Consider the following 18,693-nt stretch of genomic DNA (forward strand, 5'->3'; position numbering starts at 1 on the left):
GAGCCCGGCTCGATACTGCTCGGCTCCGCTGGGCCGTCTGGCGATTGTGCCGCTGGCACTTAGTTGCTCACTCCCGTGTTCGAAAACGGCGAAAACCGCAAATGGCTGTCGCACCAGTGTAGCGGTTCGCTCCGGGTGCGTTCGGTAATGCGCTGATCACAATTCGCACAATTGCCGGCATCGGCGAGTTCCGGACAGTGCGCGTGACCTCTACGAGCGCTCGATCCGCCTGCGCCCAGGCGGTTTCGGCGAGGTCGCGGCCCTATGGTGACGATCACTGTGACGAATCCGACCCGGTGGTCTGATCCAGTTCGGAAGGACGTAACCTGCCGCAAACGTTGTAGCGGTTAAGGCCGCCCCCTGTTCGAAACATGAGAGGACGTGATCGTGAGTACCCCCACGGTTGCGGACGCGCCGCAGACGGGATTCTTCGGGCATCCCCGCGGTTTGTTGACGCTGTTCTTCACCGAGATGTGGGAGCGCTTCTCCTACTACGGTATGCGCGCGATTCTGGCGTACTACCTGTACTACGCCGTGTCCGAAGGTGGTCTCGCGATCCCGGAACCGACCGCGCTGTCGGTGGTCGGTGTCTACGGTGCCTCGGTCTACATGACCGGCATCCTCGGCGGCTGGCTCGCCGACCGCGTTCTCGGTGCGCAGCGCGCCGTGCTCTACGGCGGCGTCATCATCATGCTGGGCCACCTGGCGCTGGCCCTTCCGGGCGGCATCTCCGCTGTGCTCGCCGGTCTGATCCTGCTGGTGATCGGTACCGGTCTGCTCAAGCCGAACGTCTCCGGCATGGTCGGCGGCCTCTACGGCCCCGATGACACCCGCCGGGACGCCGGTTTCTCGATCTACTACATGGGCATCAACCTGGGTGCCTTCTTCGCGCCGTTCGTGGTCGGCACGCTCGGTGAGAAGGTCAGCTGGCACCTCGGCTTCGGCGCCGCTGCGGTCGGCATGGCGCTGGGCCTGATCCAGTACGTGCTGGGCCGCAAGCACCTGGGCAGCGCAGGTAGCGCGCCGGTCAACCCGCTGCCCGCGGACCAGAAGGGCCGCGTGCTCGGCCGCGCGGGCGGCATCGTGATCGCGTTCGTGGTCGTGCTGGTGGCCCTGGTGGCCACCGGCGTCATGGGTTTGAGCGGTATGGTCACCGTGGTCAGCGTGATCTCCGCGGTGCTGCCGGTCGTCTACTTCTCGGTGATGCTCTCTAGCAAGCAGATCACCAAGGTCGAGCGGGACCGCCTGCTGGCCTACATCCCGCTGTTCCTGGCCACCGCGCTGTTCTTCCTGCTCTTCGAGCAGCAGCCGAACACCCTGGCCAACCTGGCCGAGGCCGACACCGATCTGAACGTGCTCGGCTTCGTCTTCCCCGCGTCCTGGTTCCAGTCGGTGAACCCGCTGGCGATCATCGTCCTGGCGCCGGTCTTCGCCATGCTGTGGGTGAAGATGGCCGACAAGCAGCCGTCCACGCCGCAGAAGTTCGTCGGTGGTCTGGTATTCGTCGGTCTCGCCTTCCTGTGGGTCGTGCTGTCGAAGTTCGCCGCGGGCGGCGCCGAGCACCTGCCGCTGATGCTCGCGGTGGTCTTCGTGATCATGACCATCGGTGAGCTGATGCTCTCGCCAGTGGGCCTGTCGGTGACCACCAAGCTGGCGCCGAAGGTGTTCGCCTCGCAGACCATGGGCCTGTACTTCCTCGCCCCGGCGATGGGGCAGGGCGTCGGCGCTCAGGTGGTGAAGATGTACTCGGTGGAGAACCAGCAGACGTACTTCGCCATCCTCGGTGTGGCGACCATCGCCTGCGCCGTCCTGCTGCTGGTCGCCTCCCGCAGCATCAAGAAGTACATGCACGGCGTGAACTGACACCCACGCGCCGCACGCATCGATGGGCCGGCTCCGGCGATCCCGGAGCCGGCCCATCGGCTTTTTAGGAGATGTTTCAGTTTGGGTTTGCGGTGCGGTGCGGGTGGCGGAACCCGACGCGCCGCGTGGCTGCGAGATCCACTCCTTGAGTAGCCACCGTGGCGTCGCGGCTGTCCTCGCCACACGACGCGGCAGAACCCGCAGCGGTGCGGGCCGAGTCTCACACTCGAAACGGCGGCTTGGCCGCGTACTGCAAGGGCCGTTTCGGACGGGTGCGCGGAACGCGCCGGTACGGCTCGCCGACGCTCAGCGCAGTTCGAGGGTGCGCGTCTCCGGCGTGCTCGGGTCCGGCAGCGGGTGGCCTGGGACGTCGACGTCGCCGCTGGGCAGGGCGCCGGTGGTGAGGTAGTCGGTGCCGATCCGGTCGGCCTCCGCGTTGCCCGCCAGCGCCCAGACTCCGTGCTGGCCCGCGTCGCGCTCGGTGACCAGCACCGACGACGGCAGCGAGCGGTGCATCCGGAGCGCGCCCCGGTACGGCGTGGCCGCGTCGTGCTCGGAGTTGAACATCAGGATCGGCGGCAGGCCCGCACCGGTGATCCGTACCGGTGACCGCGACGGTGCGTGCCAGGTGCGGCAGGGCGCGACGGTCCAGCTGTTGTACCAAGCGGCGAACGGGTAGCGGGTGGCCATCCGCGCGGAATCGCGCTCCCACTCGGCCTTGCTGTCCGGCCAGGGCGCGTCGGCGCACTCGACTGCGGTGTAGATGGCGTTCGAGGTCTCGGCGGCGGCGTCCTTGTGCTCGACCATCCCGACGAGCTGCTCGTCGTTCCCGCGCAGCCGGAACTCGGCGATCGCCTCGGCGAGGGGCTGCCACCGGGAATCGCTGTAGAGGGCGTCGAAGGTGATCCCGAGGTACTCAGCCGGACCGAGCGGGCCGTGCGGGGCCTCGCGCAGCTGGTCCCGCACGCCGCGCCAGGCCGCGCGCACCTGCGCGGGATCGGTGCTCAGCCCGAAGTGCGCGTCGTGCTGCGCGACCCAGGCGAAGAAGTCATCCAAGCGGCGCTGCGCGGCGACGTCCTGGGCGAGATTGTTGCCGTACCAGACCTGCGACGGGTCCGGGTTGACCGAGCTGTCCAGGATCATGCGGTCCACGCGCCTGCCGAACATCTCCCCGTAGACGGCACCGAGATAGGTTCCGTAGGAGTAGCCGAGGAAGCTGATCCGCCGCTCGCCGAGCGCCGCGCGGATCCGATCCAGGTCGCGGGCGTTGTTCGGCGTCGTCAGGTGCGGCAGGTAATTGCCCGCCCTGGCGGCGCATCCGTCCGCGTACTGCTTCGCGCGCTGCCAGTTGGCCTCGCGCGCGGCGGGCGAATCGGGATCCGGCAGCGGGGGTTGCCAGTAGGTCTTCGGTTCCACGCAGGTGATCGGGGTGCTGTGCCCGGAATTTCGGGTGTCGAAACCGATCAGGTCGTAGGAGTCGCGCACCGGTGCGGGCAGTCGCGAAGCCAGCCCGCCGGCGAAGGGCACCCCCGGGCCACCGGGCCCGCCGGGATTGACCACCAAGGACCCCCGGCGTGCCTCCGGCTTCCGCGCGGGCACTTTGGACACCAGCAGCCGGACCTGTTCGCCGTCCGGGTCGGAGTAGTCCAGAGGCACGTTCAGCTCGGCGCACCGCATGTCGGGGTAGGGCTCGGCCACGTCTTCCGGGCAGTCCCCGAACACCAGCGAACCCGGCTCGGCCGTCGCGGCCGGGGCGGTGGTGAACACGGTCGCCGCGGCCAGAACGAGCGCCATGGAACGCTTCACCACAGACCTCCGCACGCCGAGAGAGCCGGACGATCTCGGACGTTAGAGCGCCGAGCCGGGCCGTCAACGCGCGTTCCGGGGTGTGTCTTCGGGTTTCACGCGCCGGAGTGAACGGAGTGCGATTCCAGGGCCAGCTCCTGAGCCAGGTCGTCGAGGACCTGGGTGACGCGGTCCAGCCAGGTGATCGTGCGGTGCAGCGAGGTCGGGCCGTCGGTGAGGGATTCGGCCAGGTCGTGCAGCACATCGCTGGTGCGCTGCGCGGTGGCCACCGCCTCGTCGAAGGACTCCCGGTTGCGGTCGTTGAGCGCTTCGGCGGCGTCGGCCAGCGCGTTCGTCAGCTCGGCCAGCCGCCCGCGCGTGTCGGCATCGACCATCGGCACCGCCTGCGCCAGCACGACCGCGATGTTGCGCGCGTAGTAGGCACATCCGCTGAGCTTGATCGCCATTCGCTGCACCTGGCTCTCGCGCGAGCGCAGCCGGTACAGCGTCAGCGGGCGGGAGCTGGCCAGCACCTGCTGCAGCGCATCGTCCAGCTTGCGGGTTGGTTCTCGCAGGTCGGTGACCGTTCCGTGCGTCTCGAGCTCGGTTCCGGTGCTGTGCAGGAAGTCTCGCAGCGCGCCGAGGAATTCCGCGGTGTTGTCCCGCACCAGCGCGCGCGTGCGGGTGGGCAGCACGAGAATCGCCGCCAGCACTCCCGCTGCCGCGCCGACCAGCGTCTCGACCAGCCGCACGCCGAGCACCGAGACGGTGAACACGCCCAGCATCCCGTAGAGGACCCCGAGCATGGTGGTGATGAAGAAGGTCATCGCCGCGTAGGAGTACCCGGCGAAGTAGAACGCCAGGAACACGCAGCACAGGATCACGACGAGTTCCGCGCTCAGGTCGCCGGAGATGTTCGCCGCCACCAGGATTCCGGCGAGCACGCCGAGCAACGTGCCCAGCGTGCGGTGCCAGGCGCGCACCAGCAGCTCGCCGCGGCTGTTGGTGGTGATGAACACGACGAACGCGGTGATCACCGCCCAGTACCAGCGATTGGGAGAGACCATCTGACCGAACAGGATCGCGAGCCCGGCGGCGACGGTCACCTGGATGGCCGTGCGCACCTCCGGTCGCGCCAGCCCGGTCTCGGTCTCCTGGCCCGGTTCGTCCTCCTCGGCGCGTCCGGTCGCGACGTCCTCCCCGGTCCGCTGGGCACCGAGTTCGTCGGTGGCGCCGGCGAGCTCGGCCAGCGACCCGCCGACGCGGCGGATGGCCATCGCCAGCTGCACGGCACCGCGCCGCTCGACGTCTTCGGACACCCGCCGGGTGGTCTCGCGGATCTGGGCGTGCGGGCTCTCCAGCACCGCCAGCAGCGCGCCGACCGCGCGTCCCACCTCGCCGTCACCACCGCTGGGGTGGTCGATCAGGCGCAGCAGCCTGGTCACCATGTTCTCGGCGGCCAGCTCCACGTCCAGCACGCGCTGGCGAACCAGGTCCCGCGTGGGCTCCGGGAACGCGTCCAGGCGGCCGATGGTGTTCTCCAGCATCAGCGCGGTCTCGTTCAACCGCACCGAGTGGTTGTGCAGCTTGCGCCTGCGCGAGGCGGATCGCGGGTGCTCGGCGACGTCGCGCACCGCGTGCAGCAGCCCGTGCACCTGCGCGCGCAGGGTGCGCCTGCCCCGTCCGAGGATCCCCTCCGGGGCGTCGCGGATGAGCACGAGCTTGAGCACCGCGGCGGCGGCCGCCCCGGTCACCACCGCGACCAGCAGGGCGGGCAGCTGCGCCATCTGCGGCTTGAGGAACATGGCGAAGAAGTAGCCCATGAACGCGACCATGCCCAGCGGGAAGTACCGCGCCCCGAAACGTCGCACGTAGACGGCGGCGAAGCTCACGACCAGGAACAGCAGGCTGTGCGGCAGCGGCCACTGCTGGGTGGTGATGGACAGCAGCAGCGCGGCCAGCACCGGTAGCGGCATCAGCGCGAAGGTGATCAGCTCGGATCGCCTGTCGGGCTCGTTGATCCCCATCGCGGCGTTGATCGCCACCACCGCGCCGATCATGCCCAGCGGCGCGGGCTGCCCCCAGACCGTCAGCAGCGGCAGGCTCACGCCCAGCGTCAACGCGACCGAGAGCAGTACCCGGACGGCGGTGCGCAGCCGGCGCAGCGACGGGTCGGAAGCCAGGAAGCGATTCCACCACTCGCTCAACATGCGCCGCTGGCTCCTTCGTTCGATCGTGCCCGCGCGCCGAGGTTACGTGGCGAGCGGGCAGCGCGGGCGGATCACCGGCCTCGGTGGCGTCGCACGCTCTCCTCGACCAGAACCAGCACCGATGCCAGGTGATCGGCGGGCAGTCCCATCGCCAGGTGCGAGACCAGTCCTTCCAGGACGAGCTCGAGATAGGCGGTCAGCACGTCGATGTCGACGTCGTCGCGAAGGTTGCCGGAGTCGCGCTGCCACTGCAGCCGGGCCCGGGTGGCCGCAGTGAGCAGTTCGGAGCGTTGCGCCCAGCGCTGCCGGAACTCGTGGTCGGTGCGCAATCGCCGGGACACCTCCAGGCGGGTGCCCAGCCAGTCCGCGCCGAGCGCGGGTTCCTCGACGCCGGTGGACTCGTCGAGCAGGTTGCGCATCACCTGCACCAGGCCCTGCTCGGCGACCACGTCGGCCATTCGGGTCGCATCGTCCTCGGCGAGGGCCAGGAACAGCGACTCCTTGTCCTTGAAGTGGTGGAATATCGCACCACGGGACAGCCCGGTGGCCTCTTCCAGCCGCCGCACGGTCGCGCCCTCGTAGCCGAAGCGCGCGAAACAGGACCGGGAGCCGTCCAGGATCTGACGACGCCGGGCGTCCAGGTGGTCCTGACTGACGCGAGGCATGGGTCGATATTCCCAGGCGAGGCCCGATAGATGCAATCCGTACGTACGTTTTGTTGGCTTCTCGTCCGCGGAGTCCACTGAAAGGGTGGTTTCCCCGCAGACCGCGGGGGCAATTGCGAGGCTCGCGACTGTCGGTTCAGGACGGTAGCGTCGGTGACCGGCCGACCACGGGCGGTGATTACATGTCGATATCCACCGATCCGGCAGCCGCGGAGTTTCCGACCTCCCGATTGCGCACCCGCGCGGAGGCGGAGGCTTACGTGGCGTCGGTGTGCTTCAAACACGGGCCTCCGCGGCTGCTCGGCGTCGAACTCGAATGGACCGTGCACCACCGATCCGATCCCGGGCACGCCCTCGACGCAGCGACTCTGATCAGCGCGCTGGGCCCGCACGCCCCACCCTCCCTGGCTCCGGAGAGCCCGCACCGAGATCTGCCGAACGGCTCGGTGCTCACCGTCGAACCCGGTGGCCAGGTCGAGATCTCCAGCCTTCCCGCCACTTCGCTGACCGCACTGCTCGGCAACGTCGAAGCCGACGCCCGCTACCTGAGCCGCAGGCTGGACGAGGCCGGTCTGATGCTGGGCGAACACGGGCTGGACCCGCACCGCGCGCCGAACCGGATCCTGCGGGTGCCGCGGTACGCGGCGATGGAAGCGGCCTTCGACCGCGTCGGGCTCAACGGCCGGTTGATGATGTGCAGCACCGCCGGCATCCAGGTGTGCCTGGACGCGGGGGAGTCCAGCCGGGTGGCCGCCCGCTGGTCCGCGCTGCACGCGTTGGGCCCGGTGATGATCGCGGTGTTCGGCAACTCGCCGCGGCTGATCGGCGCTGACACCGGCTGGGAGTCGGCTCGCACGCGCGTGCTGCTGGACACCGACCCGCCGCGCACGCTGCCCGGTCCGACCGATGGGGATCCGGTGCGGGGATGGGCGCGCCGGATGCTCGACGTTTCGGTGCTGTGCCAGCGTCGCGACGGCGACGACTGGAGCGCGCCCGGCGAGCTGAGCTTCGCCGAGTGGATCCGCCGGGGCGGGCCGACCCACGACGACCTCGACTACCACCTCACCACGGTGTTCCCTCCGGTGCGCCCGCGCGGCTACCTGGAGGTCCGCTACCTGGACGCGCAACCCGGTACCGATTGGATGCTACCCACCGCGGTGCTGGCGGTGCTGTTCAGCGATGAATCCGTCGTGGACGAGGTGGCGGCGCTGGCTGCCCCGGTGGCCGGGCAGTGGATGCGGGCCGCCGAGCACGGCCTGCGCGATCCCGCGCTCGCCGGTGCGGCGCGGGAAATCCTCGACCTGGCCCGAGGTCTGCTCTCCGATTCCGGGCAGTCGCCCGAATTGGCCGAGCGGCTGGCCGATCACCTGGCGCGGCGGCTCGCCGCCGCAGAAAGCCGAGCACCAGGAGGTAGGTCCCGGTGAAGAACCTGAACGAACTCACCCACGACCGGTTGCGCGAGCACGTCGCCGATGAGCTCGACCGGACCCGGCGGCGCAGCGCCGAACTCACCGATGCCGTCGACGACGAGGACCTGGTCCGGCAGCACTCGCCGCTGATGTCCCCGCTGGTCTGGGACCTCGCGCACGTCGGCAGCCAGGAAGAGCAGTGGCTGGTGCGCGGCGTCGGCGGCATCGAGGCGATCCGTCCGGACATCGACGACCTCTACGACGCCTTCCAGCACTCCCGCGCCGACCGCCCGCAACTGCCGCTGCTGGGCCCGTCGGAGGCCCGCAATTACATCGGCACCGTGCGGGAGAAGGTGTTCGACCTGCTCGAGCGCACTCCGCTCGAGGGGCGCGAGCTGGTCGAGCAGGCCTTCGCGTTCGGCATGATCGTGCAGCACGAGCAGCAGCACGACGAGACCATGCTGGCCACCCACCAGCTCCGCGACGGCCCGCCAGCGCTGTCCGCCCCGCCTCCGCCGCGCGCCGAGCGGCAAGGGCTGCCCGCCGAGGTCTTCGTGGCGGGTGGACCGTTCACCATGGGGACCTCCGCCGAACCGTGGGCCCTGGACAACGAACGTCCCGCGCACGAAGTGCACGTCGACGCGTTCTACCTGGACACCACACCGGTGACCAACGGGGAGTTCCGGCGCTTCATCGCCGACGGCGGCTACGACCAGCGACGCTGGTGGAGCGAGGCCGGGTGGGCCTACCGGAGGAAGGCCGACCTGCGCAGCCCGCGCTTCTGGATCCGCGACGGCGGTCGTTGGATGCGCCGTCGCTTCGGGCACGTCGAGCCGCTGCCGGACGACGAGCCGGTGGTGCACGTCAGCTTCCACGAGGCCGCGGCCTACGCCGCGTGGGCGGGCAAGCGGTTGCCCACCGAGGCGGAGTGGGAGAAGGCCGCGCGCTTCGATCCGGCCGATGGCCGCGTGCACCGCTACCCGTGGGGCGATGCGGATCCCGGTCCCGAGCAGGCCAATCTCGGTCAGCGGCACCTCCAGCCCGCGCCCGCCGGCGCCTACCCGGCCGGTGCAGCCCCGTGCGGGGCGCGGCAGCTCATCGGGGACGTGTGGGAGTGGACCGCCAGCGACTTCACCCCGTACCCGGGGTTCGTGGCGTTCCCGTACCGGGAGTACTCCGAGGTGTTCTTCGGCACCGAGCACAAGGTGTTGCGCGGCGGCTCCTTCGGCACCGATCGCTCCGCCTGCCGCGGTACGTTCCGGAACTGGGACTTCCCGATCCGGCGGCAGATCTTCGCCGGCTTCCGCTGCGCCCGTACCCCGGTGGAGGGCTGATGTGCCGGCATCTGGGCTACCTCGGTCCGGAGCGCTCGCTGGCCGAGCTGCTGCTCGAGCCCGCGCACTCGCTGCTCGAGCAGTCCTGGGATCCGCACGACATGCGCGGTGGTGGCACGGTCAACGCCGACGGGTTCGGTGCGGGCTGGTTCGGCGACGACGGGCGCGCGGTGGCCTACCGGGCCGCCGTGCCGATGTGGACGGACGTGTCGTTCCCGCAGGTGGCCACGCAGATCCGGGCGCCGACCGTGGTAGCGGCCGTGCGTTCGGCCACCGTCGGCATGCCGGTGGCCGCGGAGGCGTGCGCCCCGCTCTCGGACGGCCGGTGGCTGTTCAGCCACAACGGCAAGGTCGGCGGTTGGCCCGACTCGCTGGCCAAACTCGCCGGGCGACTGGAGATCACCGATATGCTCACGGCCGCACCGACCGACTCTGCGGTGCTGTGGGCGCTGCTGCGTCAGCGGCTGGACGCGGGTGAGCCACCGGACCGGGCGGTGCGCGAGCTGGTGCGCGAGGTGCTGGCCGTCGCACCCGACTCACGGCTGAACCTGCTGCTGTGCGACGGGCATCGGCTCATCGCCACCACCTGGACGCACTCGCTGCGGGTGCGTCGCAGCACCGGGACGGTCACGGTCGCTTCCGAGCCCTCCGGGCCACCGCAGCGGTGGGCGGAGGTGCCCGACCGATGCCTGCTGATCGCCGACACCGAGCACGTCGAGGTCACTTCCCTCGAGGAGGACTCTTGAAGACCAGGTTCACCGAGGCCGACGCTGCCGCCGAACTGCGCGCCGATGTCCGCGAAGGGCTCACCGATGAGCCGAAGTGGCTCTCGCCGAAGTGGTTCTACGACGCGGCGGGCAGCGAGCTGTTCGAGCGGATCACCGAGCTCCCCGAGTACTACCAGAAGCGCACCGAGGCGCGGATCCTGCGCGAACGCGCGCTGACCATCGCCGAGACCACCCGGTCCTCGACCTTGGTCGAGCTCGGCTCCGGATCCTCGGAGAAGACCCGGCTGCTGCTCGACGCGCTGCGCAAAACGGGATTCCTGCAACGGTTCGTGCCGCTGGACGTCTCGGCGTCGGCGCTGCGCGCGGCGGTGACGGCCATCGAGGCCGACTACCCGGGGCTCGAGGTGCGCGGTGTCGTGGACGACTTCACCACCGGCCGGCTCGACGACGGGGCCGACCGCCTGGTCGCGTTCCTCGGTGGCACCATCGGAAACCTGCTGCCGGAGGAGCGCGCCGGATTCTTCGCCGCGCTGCGCGAGGCGCTGCGACCGGGGGAGTGGCTGCTGCTGGGAACGGACCTGGTCAAGGACCCCGACCGGTTGGTGCGCGCCTACGACGACGCGGCCGGGGTGACCGCTGAGTTCAACCGCAACGTGCTGCGCGTGCTCAACGACCGGCTCGATGCCGACTTCGTCCCCGAGGAGTTCGACCACGTCGCGCTGTGGAACGCCGAGCAGGAGTGGATCGAGATGCGGTTGCGGGCGCGGCGCGCGATGCGCGTGCGGGTGGCGCGGTTGCACCTCGAAGTGGACTTCGTCGCCGGTGAGGAGATCCGCACCGAGATCTCGGCGAAGTTCCGGCGGGGCCGGGTTCGGGACGAACTGGCCGCCGAGGGATTCGCCCTCGAGCACTGGTGGACCGATGAGGCCGGGGACTTCGCCCTCTCGCTGTGCCGAGCAGTCTGATCACGCGGGCGGAAGCTCCGCGCCCGGTTGGGGCGCGGGCAGCCGGGACAGGCAACCGAAGCACGGCATTCCCGCCGGGCGATCGGCGACCTCGGCCAGGTGCGCCGGGATCTCCTGGCCGCACAACGTGCGCCAAGCCGTTGGGACGCCGATCTCGGGGCGGAAGGCCAGATGCGCCTGCCGACGCGCTTCGCCGACCACTCCCGCGGCGAAACGGACCGCGACCGTGCCGCCCATCAGATCCTCCCTCCCGGTGTTCGCTCCCGCGGGCGGAAGCTCGTATCGACCGGATCGCCCAGGCGCGGACGGCCGAGCGGTGCAGTGTGGACTCGGTTGTTGTCGATCATTTCCCCACCTCCGCGAACGAGACGCGGGTGGGGAGCTCGCGTGACGCGAGGCTAGACGGGTGTGACCCGTTCGGCGCAATGCTTGTGGGGCAGAACGTCGATCGGATCACCGGAAAGAGTCACGGTTGCGCTCGCAGTCACCGCGAGTGAAAAAGCCGGCCACGCCAGCATCAGCGACTGGGGGGAGGTGCTGACGAGGCGTGGCCGACGCGCACAGGCTACACCCGGTGAGCGCGTGGTCATCAAGGGTGTCGGTGGCGTCGCCGAATTGTCGGAACACCGCTCGTCCGGGGGTGTGGCCTCCCCGCGTGCGGGACGTGAGACTGGGTGCGTCGACCCCGAGGAGGAGCTGATGTCGGAATCGCTGCTGGCCCGGCACCGCGCGGTGCTGCCGTCCTGGCTGTCGTTGTACTACGAGGAGCCGATCGAGATCGTCAGCGGCTCCGGCAGACACGTCACCGACGCCGACGGCAACACGTACCTGGACTTCTTCGCGGGAATCCTCACCAATGCCATCGGTTACGACATCGCCGAGATCAGCGACGCGGTGCGCCGCCAGGTCGACACCGGTGTCCTGCACACGTCCACGCTCTACCTGATCCGGCAGCAGGTAGAGCTGGCCGAGCGGATCGCGGAGCTGTCCGGGCTGTCCGACCCGAGGGTGTTCTTCACCAACTCCGGCACCGAGGCCAACGAGACGGCGCTGATGCTGGCCACCCAGCACCGGCGCAGCAACCAGGTGCTCGCGCTGCGCAACTCGTATCACGGGCGCGCCTTCGGGACCGTCGGCGTCACCGGGAACCGCGGCTGGTCGGCGACCTCGCTGTCACCGGTGAAGGTCAGCTACGTGCACGGCGGCTACCGCTACCGAAGCCCGTTCCGGGATCTGTCCGATGCGGACTACATCGCCGCCTGCGCCGACGACCTGCGCGAGATCATCGAGACCACCACCTCCGGGGACGTGGCCTGCATGATCGTCGAACCGATCCAGGGCGTCGGCGGGTTCGCCACGCCGCCGGACGGGCTGTTCGGCGCCTTCGCCGAAGTTCTCGGGGATTACGGCATTCCGCTCATCTCCGACGAGGTGCAGACCGGTTGGGGTCGCACCGGCGAGCACTTCTGGGGCATCCAGGCCCACGACGTCACCCCGGCGGCGATGACCTTCGCCAAGGGCCTGGGCAACGGCCTGGCCATCGGCGGGCTGGTCGCCGAGGCCGAGCTGATGGACGACATCGACGCCAACTCCATCTCCACCTTCGGCGGCAACCCGGTCTCCACGGCCGGCGCCACCGCCGCTCTGGACTACCTGCTCGACCGGGACCTGCAGGCGAACGCGGCCAAGCTCGGCGGGCAGCTGCTGCAGGACCTGCGCGACCGGGCCGAGAACAGCGCGCTGATCGGTGATGTGCGCGGCAAGGGCCTGATGATCGGCGTGGAACTGGTCGAAGCCGACGGAACGCCCGCGCCCGCCGCGGCCACGCGAGTGATGGAACTGGCCAAGGCGCACGGGCTGTTGATAGGCAAGGGCGGGCTGCACGGCAACGTCCTGCGCTTGGCGCCGCCCATGACGCTGACCGAGCACGAGGCGGGACAGGCGCTGCAGGTACTCGCCGATTCCCTGGCACAGGCAGAGCAGGAGCACCACTGAGATGGCGAATCTGATCGACCACTGGATCGGCGGCGCGAACGCCGAGAGCACCCCGCAGCGCACCGGGGACGTGTTCGACCCCGCGACCGGGCAGGTCCGCGACCGGGTCGCCTTCGCCGAGGCGTCCGATGTGGACACGGCCGTGGCCTCGGCGGCCGAGGCGTTCAAGTCCTGGCGGCGCACCTCGCTGTCCCGCCGTACCAACGTGCTGTTCGCCTTCCGCGAGCTGCTCAACCGGCACGCGGGTGAGCTCGCCGAGATCATCACCGCCGAGCACGGCAAGGTCGTCCCGGACGCCGCGGGCGAGGTGCAGCGCGGGCTGGAGAACGTCGAGTACGCCTGCGGCATCCCGAACCTGCTCAAGGGCGGCTTCTCGGAGAACGCCTCCACCGGGGTCGATGTCCACTCGGTGCACCAGCCGCTCGGCGTGGCCGGGGTCATCTCGCCGTTCAACTTCCCGGCCATGGTGCCGCTGTGGTTCGTGCCCACCGCCATCGCTTGCGGCAACACCGTGGTGCTCAAACCGAGCGAGAAGGATCCCTCGGCGGCGATGTTCATCGCGCAGCTGTGGCGGGAGGCGGGACTCCCGGACGGCGTGCTCAACGTGGTGCACGGGGACAAGGTCGCCGTGGACGCCGTTCTGGGACACCGCGACGTCAAGGCGGTCTCGTTCGTCGGATCCACCCCGATCGCCCGGTACGTCTACGAGACCGCCACCGGCAACGGCAAGCGCGTGCAGGCGCTGGGCGGGGCGAAGAACCACATGGTCGTGCTGCCGGACGCCGATCTGGACCTCGCCGCCGACGCCGCGGTCTCGGCCGGGTTCGGCTCGGCGGGGGAGCGGTGCATGGCCGTCTCGGCCGTGGTCGCGGTCGACCCGGTCGGCGACGAGCTCGTGACCAAGATCGCCGAGCGGATGGCCAAGCTCGACATCGGCGACGGTCGCCGCGGCAGCGACATGGGGCCGCTGGTCACCGCGGCGCACCGGGACCGCGTCACGTCCTACGTGGAGGCCGGTGAGCGCTCGGGCGCCGAGCTCGTCGTCGACGGGCGCGGGGTGCGGGTAGACGGCGCCGAAGACGGTTTCTGGCTCGGACCGACGTTGTTCGACCACGTCGGCACCGACATGTCCATCTACACCGACGAGATCTTCGGACCCGTGCTGTCGGTGCTGCGCGCGCCCACCTACGAGCACGCGCTGAAGGTGCTCGACGATAACCCCTACGGCAACGGCACTGCGGTGTTCACCGAGAACGGCGGCGCCGCGCGGCAGTTCTGCGAGGAGGTCGAGGTCGGCATGGTCGGGGTGAACGTCCCGATCCCGGTTCCGGTGTCCTACTACTCCTTCGGTGGCTGGAAGGACTCGTTGTTCGGCGATTCGCACGCCTACGGGCCGGACGGCGTGCACTTCTACACGCGGACCAAGGCGATCACGACGCGCTGGCCGGATCCCTCGCACGGCGGCGTGAACCTCGGGTTCCCGCAGAACGACTGACATCGGTCACGTTCGACGCGGTTCTGGGCGCGGCGTGGCCGCAGATCTCATACCCTGCCGGCCATGCCCGCCCCGAGCCCCAAATCCGTACTGGAAGGACGCAGCTCCCACCGCGCGCCGGTTCCGCTGATCATCGGCCTCGCCGTCTCCGGTGTCTGCTTGCTGCTCGCGTTGCCCTCCTACGTGCTGCTCGTGCCCGGCGCGCCGGGCAACGTGGTCGTCGGCATGTTGCTGGCGCTGCCCACCGCGATCGTGCTGGTGGCGCTGGTGCTGTGGATCGACCGCCTCGAGCCGGAACCGCGGCTGATGCTGTGCGTGGCGTTCGCCTGGGGCGCCGGTGTGGCACTGCTCGGGGCGTTGATCGTCAACAGCATCAGCGAATCGGTGCTGGCCGTGGTGTTCGGTCCCGAACCGGCCGCCGTGCTGACGACGACCGCGGTCGCCCCGGTGGTGGAGGAGAGCTTCAAGGGCGCGCTGCTGCTGTTCCTGCTGATCGTGCGCCGCCACGAGATCGACGGCCCCACCGACGGCATCGTCTACGCCGCGCTGTGCGGCGTCGGTTTCGCCCTGGTCGAAAACGTCCTCTACTACATGCAGGGCCTGGCCGCGCCCGGCGACGTGTGGGGCACGGTCCTGCTGCGCGGGGTCATCGCCCCGTTCGGGCACCCGCTCTACACCGCGCTGACCGGCCTGGGAGTGGCCTACGCGGCCACTCACCGGGGCCCGGGCCGGTTCCTCGCGGTCGTGCTCGGCTGGTGCGGGGCGGTGGCGCTGCACGCGCTGTGGAACGGCGGGCTGACCCTGGGCGGCGTTCCGGGACTGGTGTTCGTCTACCTCGCCGAAGCCGCAGTGCTGCTCGTGCTGCTCGTGGTCCTGGTGGCCGACCGCCGCCGCCTGGTGCACCAGATCGGCCGGTTCCTGCCCGCCTACGTGCCCAGCGGCCTGGTCGCCCCGAACGACCTGCGGATGCTCGCCACGATGCCGGGACGCAGGCGGGCCCGCGCGTGGGCCCGGCAGACCGCAGGGGCGAGCGGGGCGCAGGCGATGGGCGACTACCAGCTCGCGGCCACCGAGCTCGCGCTGCTGCACGCCCGCGCCGAGCGGGGCACCATCACGCCGCAGCGCTTCTTCGCCCGCCGCGACGCGATCGTCGGGCTGATGCGGGTGGCCAGGGACGCGTTCTTCCGGCGCAGGCCGCAGGCTCCGCAACCGCCGTGGTCGCGCAGCGAGGATTCGGGGTTCTTCACGCTGCCGCAGCAGCTCCACCAGATGCCGACCTACCGGCAGGACGGAAATCCCGGGCAGCGCTGATCGCCCGGCGCACCGTCACCGCGACGACGGCTGCGGGCTCGTTCGCAGGTTCAGCGGTGGGCGACGAGCAGGTGGGCCGGAATGCGCCTCCGGCCCGACTCGTCGAGGGGGTGGTGCGCCCCGATCTCCTCGGGCAGGAAGGCGGCGATGCTGCTGGGCTCGATGGAGTCGATCGTCCAGTGCGCTTCCACGGCGGCGCGCAGTTCCTCGGCGCTCACGGTGTTCGGGCCGCCGCCCGCTGGGAATGCGCCGGTGTCGAACACGAGCATGTGCAGCACGGCTCCGTCCTGGGCAGCGCGGGCGATCGAGCCCAGGTAGGCGTCCCGGCGATCGACCGGCAGCGAGTGGAACAGCGTGCTGTCGACGATGGTCGCGAAGTGGTCGTCGTAGCCGCTGAAGGAGGTGACGTCGGCTACCTCGAAGGTCGCCGAGACCTGCCGCGAGTCGCGATCCGCCACGGCCTGCGCGATGGCGGACTCCGAGGAGTCCAGCCCGACGACCTCGTAGCCGCGAGCGGCCAGCTCCAAAGCGGTCACCCCGACGCCGCAACCGGCGTCCAGCACCGGGGAACGCACTCCCCGGTCGAGCAGCGCGGCGATGGCGGGCTGCGGCACGCCGATGTTCCAGGGCACCTGCTGGGCACCTTCGGCGAGCTCGTCGCCCCGGTAGACGGCGTCGAAGTCGGGAAGTTCGGCGCTCACTCGACCCCCACGGCCCATCGGCATCCTGACGTTTCCTGCCGAAACTAGCACGCGGCGCGAGGGCGAACCGGTTCGATCCGCAGCGGCAGCGAGGCCAGGGCCCGCAGGGTGTTGTTCAGGTGCCGGACCGGCTCGCCCGCGAGCTCCAGCCGTTCCACCCGGTGGACCAGCGCCGTCAGCAGGGCTTCGGACTCCAGCCGCGCGATGTGCTGACCGATGCACTGGTGGATTCCCATGCCGAAGCCGACGTGCCCGGAGGGATCGCGGGACAGGTCGAAGTCGTCCGGTCGCGACCAGCGACGCGGATCTCGGTTGGCCGCGGCCAGCGACAGCATGACCTTCGAACCGGACGGCAGCACCTCGCCGCCGATCTCGACCTGCTCGGTGGTGGTGCGGAAGAAGGTCTGCACAGGTGACTCCCAGCGCACGGCCTCGTCGAAGGCGGTGCGCGCAAGCTCCGGCCGCGCCCGCAGGCGCGCCCACTGCTCGGGGGAGCGGGCCAGCGCGTGCAGGACCGCGCCGATGCCGTGCACCGTGGTATCCACGCCCGCGGTCAGCAACGACCGGACCACCAGCGGCGCCTGCTCGTGGGTGAGATCGCCGCGATCGGCGGCCGCCCAGATCGCCGCGCCGAACCCGCCGGGCCGGAGCATCTCGCGGCGGCACTGCTCGCCGACCCACGAACCGTGCTCGGCGATGCCGTCCTGCCCGCGCCGCACCAGCTCGTTGGCCGGGCCGAAGGCGTTGAACGCGAAGTCGCCGTAGGGCAGCAGGTGTTCGCGCCCCTGCTCGGACAGGCCGACCGCGTCGGGGAAGACCCGCAGCGGGAACGGCTCGGCCAGCGCGGGCACGGCGTCCAGCTCGCCGTCGGTGACGACCTCGTCGACGAGCGCTTCGGCGTCGGCGAACCACTGCTCGCGCAGCCGCCGCAACGCGCGAGGTCCGAGGATCTTGCTCAGCACGGCGCGGGGAGCGTCGTGTCGCGGAGGGTCGGCCTCCAGCAACAGGCTTGGTGGCCGCCACGGCTTCTCGATCAGGAAGTTCGCCACGCCCACGCCGGCCGCCGATTGGAAGCGTTGCCAGTCGGAGAGCGCTGCGTGCACCTCGGCGTGCCGGCCCAGCAGGAAGGCGTCGTACTGTGCGAGGTGCACCACCGGGCCCGCGTCGCGCAGCCACTCGTGCCAGGGCAGCGGGTCGGCCAGCAGTTCCGGGGAGAACGGGTCGGCATCGGTGCTGGGGATCAAGGAATCCTCCTTCACAGGTCGAGGACCAATCGCTCGGAACGGGACCGGGACACGCAGATGAACATGCAGTCCGCGCGAGCCCGCTCCGCGTCGTCCAAAATGGCGTCCCGGTGCTCGGGTTCGCCTCGGAAGACCCCGGTTTCGCAGGTGCCGCAGAGACCTTGACCGCACGAGGACAGCACGCTCGCGCCCGCATCGCGCACCGCATCGAGGATCGAGACGTCCGCTCCGACCGTCACCGATCGCCCGGAGCGCGCGAGCTCGACCCGGAACGAGCGGTCCTCGACGTCGGCTACCCGCTCCGCGACGAACCGCTCGGTGCGCACGGATCCCGCTGGCCAGTCCGCGCACGCCCGGGCGACGGCGTCGAGCAGCGGTGCTGGGCCGCAGCAGTACACCTTGGACCCGTCGTCCGGTTCGGGAAGCCAGGCGGGAAGATCCAGCAGGCCGCACTCGTCCTGCGGTGCGACCGAGACCTTCTCGCCGTAGGTGGCGAGCTCGTCGAGCAAGGCCATCGAATCCCGGCTCCGCCCGCCGTAGAGCAACCGCCAGTCGGCGTCCAGGCGCTCGGCGGCGGCCAGCATCGGCAGCAGCGGGGTGATCCCGATGCCACCGGCGATGAACAGGTACCGGTTCGCGGGAGCCAGCCCGAAGTTGTTCCGCGGCCCGCCGATCCGCACCAGCGCGCCTTCGGTCAGTTCGTCGTGCACGTGGACCGATCCGCCGCGTCCGCCGTCCTCGCGCAGCACCGCGATGCGGTAGGAGTGCGCGTCCCAGCGGTCCCCGCACAGCGAGTACTGGCGGGTCATCCCGTTGGGCAGCACCAGGTCGATGTGCGCGCCCGGGGTCCAGTCCGGCAACCTGCGCCCGTCCGGATGCTCCAGCCGCAGCCCGACGACGCCGGAGGCGAGGCGCTCCTTGCGGGTCACTCGAAGCCCGACCGTGCCGTCCATGTGCCCTCCCTTCGTCGTGGTGACCGAGGGTGCGC

At 70.4% G+C, this 18,693-nt stretch carries 15 protein-coding genes; 8 read left to right on the top strand and 7 right to left on the bottom strand.

The annotated features are described in order from the left end of the window. Positions 1 to 387: 387 nt before the first annotated feature. Complete coding sequence (locus ABD289_RS15360) at positions 388 to 1,863, top strand: peptide MFS transporter (RefSeq protein ID WP_344132253.1); 1,476 nt, start codon at positions 388 to 390, stop codon at positions 1,861 to 1,863. Positions 1,864 to 2,169: 306 nt separating this feature from the next. Here the strand turns inward: ABD289_RS15360 and ABD289_RS15365 are convergent, their stop codons facing one another. From ABD289_RS15365 to ABD289_RS15375, 3 genes are all read right to left on the bottom strand, one after another. After that, positions 2,170 to 3,657 carry an alpha/beta hydrolase gene (locus tag ABD289_RS15365; RefSeq protein ID WP_344132256.1) on the bottom strand — a complete coding sequence of 496 codons (1,488 nt, stop codon included), beginning with the start codon at positions 3,655 to 3,657 and terminating at the stop codon, positions 2,170 to 2,172. A gap of 107 nt (positions 3,658 to 3,764) precedes the next feature. Further along, positions 3,765 to 5,858: an FUSC family protein gene (locus ABD289_RS15370; protein ID WP_344132259.1), complete on the bottom strand. Its 2,094-nt coding sequence runs from the start codon at positions 5,856 to 5,858 to the stop codon at positions 3,765 to 3,767. A 71-nt stretch (positions 5,859 to 5,929) separates the two neighbouring features. Continuing rightward, positions 5,930 to 6,523 carry a TetR/AcrR family transcriptional regulator gene (locus tag ABD289_RS15375; protein WP_344132263.1) on the bottom strand — a complete coding sequence of 198 codons (594 nt, stop codon included), beginning with the start codon at positions 6,521 to 6,523 and terminating at the stop codon, positions 5,930 to 5,932. Between the two features lie 182 nt (positions 6,524 to 6,705). Between ABD289_RS15375 and egtA the strand changes: the two genes are divergently transcribed. From egtA to egtD, 4 genes are read left to right on the top strand one after another with little or no spacing between them, the layout of a single operon-like run. Continuing rightward, positions 6,706 to 7,947 (top strand): ergothioneine biosynthesis glutamate--cysteine ligase EgtA, encoded by a 1,242-nt coding sequence (gene egtA, locus ABD289_RS15380; protein ID WP_344132266.1) that lies wholly within the window; start codon positions 6,706 to 6,708, stop codon positions 7,945 to 7,947. Continuing rightward, positions 7,944 to 9,266 (top strand): ergothioneine biosynthesis protein EgtB, encoded by a 1,323-nt coding sequence (gene egtB / locus ABD289_RS15385; protein ID WP_344132269.1) that lies wholly within the window; start codon positions 7,944 to 7,946, stop codon positions 9,264 to 9,266. Before egtA ends, egtB begins: the two co-directional genes overlap by 4 nt. Then, on the top strand, positions 9,266 to 10,012 hold the full coding sequence (gene egtC / locus ABD289_RS15390) for an ergothioneine biosynthesis protein EgtC (RefSeq protein WP_344132272.1): 747 nt from the start codon (positions 9,266 to 9,268) through the stop codon (positions 10,010 to 10,012). The genes egtB and egtC overlap by 1 nt, the downstream gene beginning before the upstream one ends. After that, positions 9,952 to 10,959: an L-histidine N(alpha)-methyltransferase gene (gene egtD / locus ABD289_RS15395; RefSeq protein ID WP_425564692.1), complete on the top strand. Its 1,008-nt coding sequence runs from the start codon at positions 9,952 to 9,954 to the stop codon at positions 10,957 to 10,959. Before egtC ends, egtD begins: the two co-directional genes overlap by 61 nt. Here egtD and ABD289_RS15400 read toward each other — a convergent pair whose 3' ends face one another. Then, complete coding sequence (locus tag ABD289_RS15400) at positions 10,960 to 11,196, bottom strand: hypothetical protein (RefSeq protein ID WP_344132278.1); 237 nt, start codon at positions 11,194 to 11,196, stop codon at positions 10,960 to 10,962. 462 nt (positions 11,197 to 11,658) lie between these two features. Here ABD289_RS15400 and ABD289_RS15405 point away from each other — a divergent pair, with 462 nt between their 5' ends. The 3 genes from ABD289_RS15405 (at position 11,659) to ABD289_RS15415 (ending at position 15,760) form a co-directional block, all read left to right on the top strand. Further along, positions 11,659 to 12,954, top strand: a complete 1,296-nt coding sequence (locus tag ABD289_RS15405) for an aspartate aminotransferase family protein (protein WP_344132281.1) — start codon at positions 11,659 to 11,661, stop codon at positions 12,952 to 12,954. Between the two features lies 1 nt (position 12,955). Continuing rightward, positions 12,956 to 14,449 carry a CoA-acylating methylmalonate-semialdehyde dehydrogenase gene (locus ABD289_RS15410; protein ID WP_344132284.1) on the top strand — a complete coding sequence of 498 codons (1,494 nt, stop codon included), beginning with the start codon at positions 12,956 to 12,958 and terminating at the stop codon, positions 14,447 to 14,449. Between the two features lie 63 nt (positions 14,450 to 14,512). Next, a complete protein-coding gene (locus tag ABD289_RS15415) occupies positions 14,513 to 15,760 on the top strand; it encodes a PrsW family intramembrane metalloprotease (protein ID WP_344132287.1) in 1,248 nt (415 codons plus the stop codon). Between the two features lie 50 nt (positions 15,761 to 15,810). On the opposite strand, the gene ABD289_RS15420 is transcribed toward ABD289_RS15415, so the two are convergent. Genes ABD289_RS15420 through ABD289_RS15430 form a run of 3 tightly spaced genes read right to left on the bottom strand, consistent with a single transcriptional unit; the run spans position 15,811 to position 18,658 of the window. Next, on the bottom strand, positions 15,811 to 16,461 hold the full coding sequence (locus ABD289_RS15420; protein ID WP_344132290.1) for a class I SAM-dependent methyltransferase: 651 nt from the start codon (positions 16,459 to 16,461) through the stop codon (positions 15,811 to 15,813). 44 nt (positions 16,462 to 16,505) lie between these two features. Further along, positions 16,506 to 17,705 (bottom strand): cytochrome P450, encoded by a 1,200-nt coding sequence (locus tag ABD289_RS15425; RefSeq protein ID WP_344132294.1) that lies wholly within the window; start codon positions 17,703 to 17,705, stop codon positions 16,506 to 16,508. An 11-nt stretch (positions 17,706 to 17,716) separates the two neighbouring features. Beyond that, positions 17,717 to 18,658, bottom strand: coding sequence for a PDR/VanB family oxidoreductase (locus tag ABD289_RS15430; RefSeq protein ID WP_344132297.1), 942 nt, complete (start codon positions 18,656 to 18,658; stop codon positions 17,717 to 17,719). Between the last annotated feature and the right edge of the window lie 35 nt (positions 18,659 to 18,693).

It is taken from the genome of Saccharopolyspora halophila, assembly GCF_039531955.1.
In the GTDB taxonomy this organism is placed as follows: domain Bacteria; phylum Actinomycetota; class Actinomycetes; order Mycobacteriales; family Pseudonocardiaceae; genus Saccharopolyspora; species Saccharopolyspora halophila.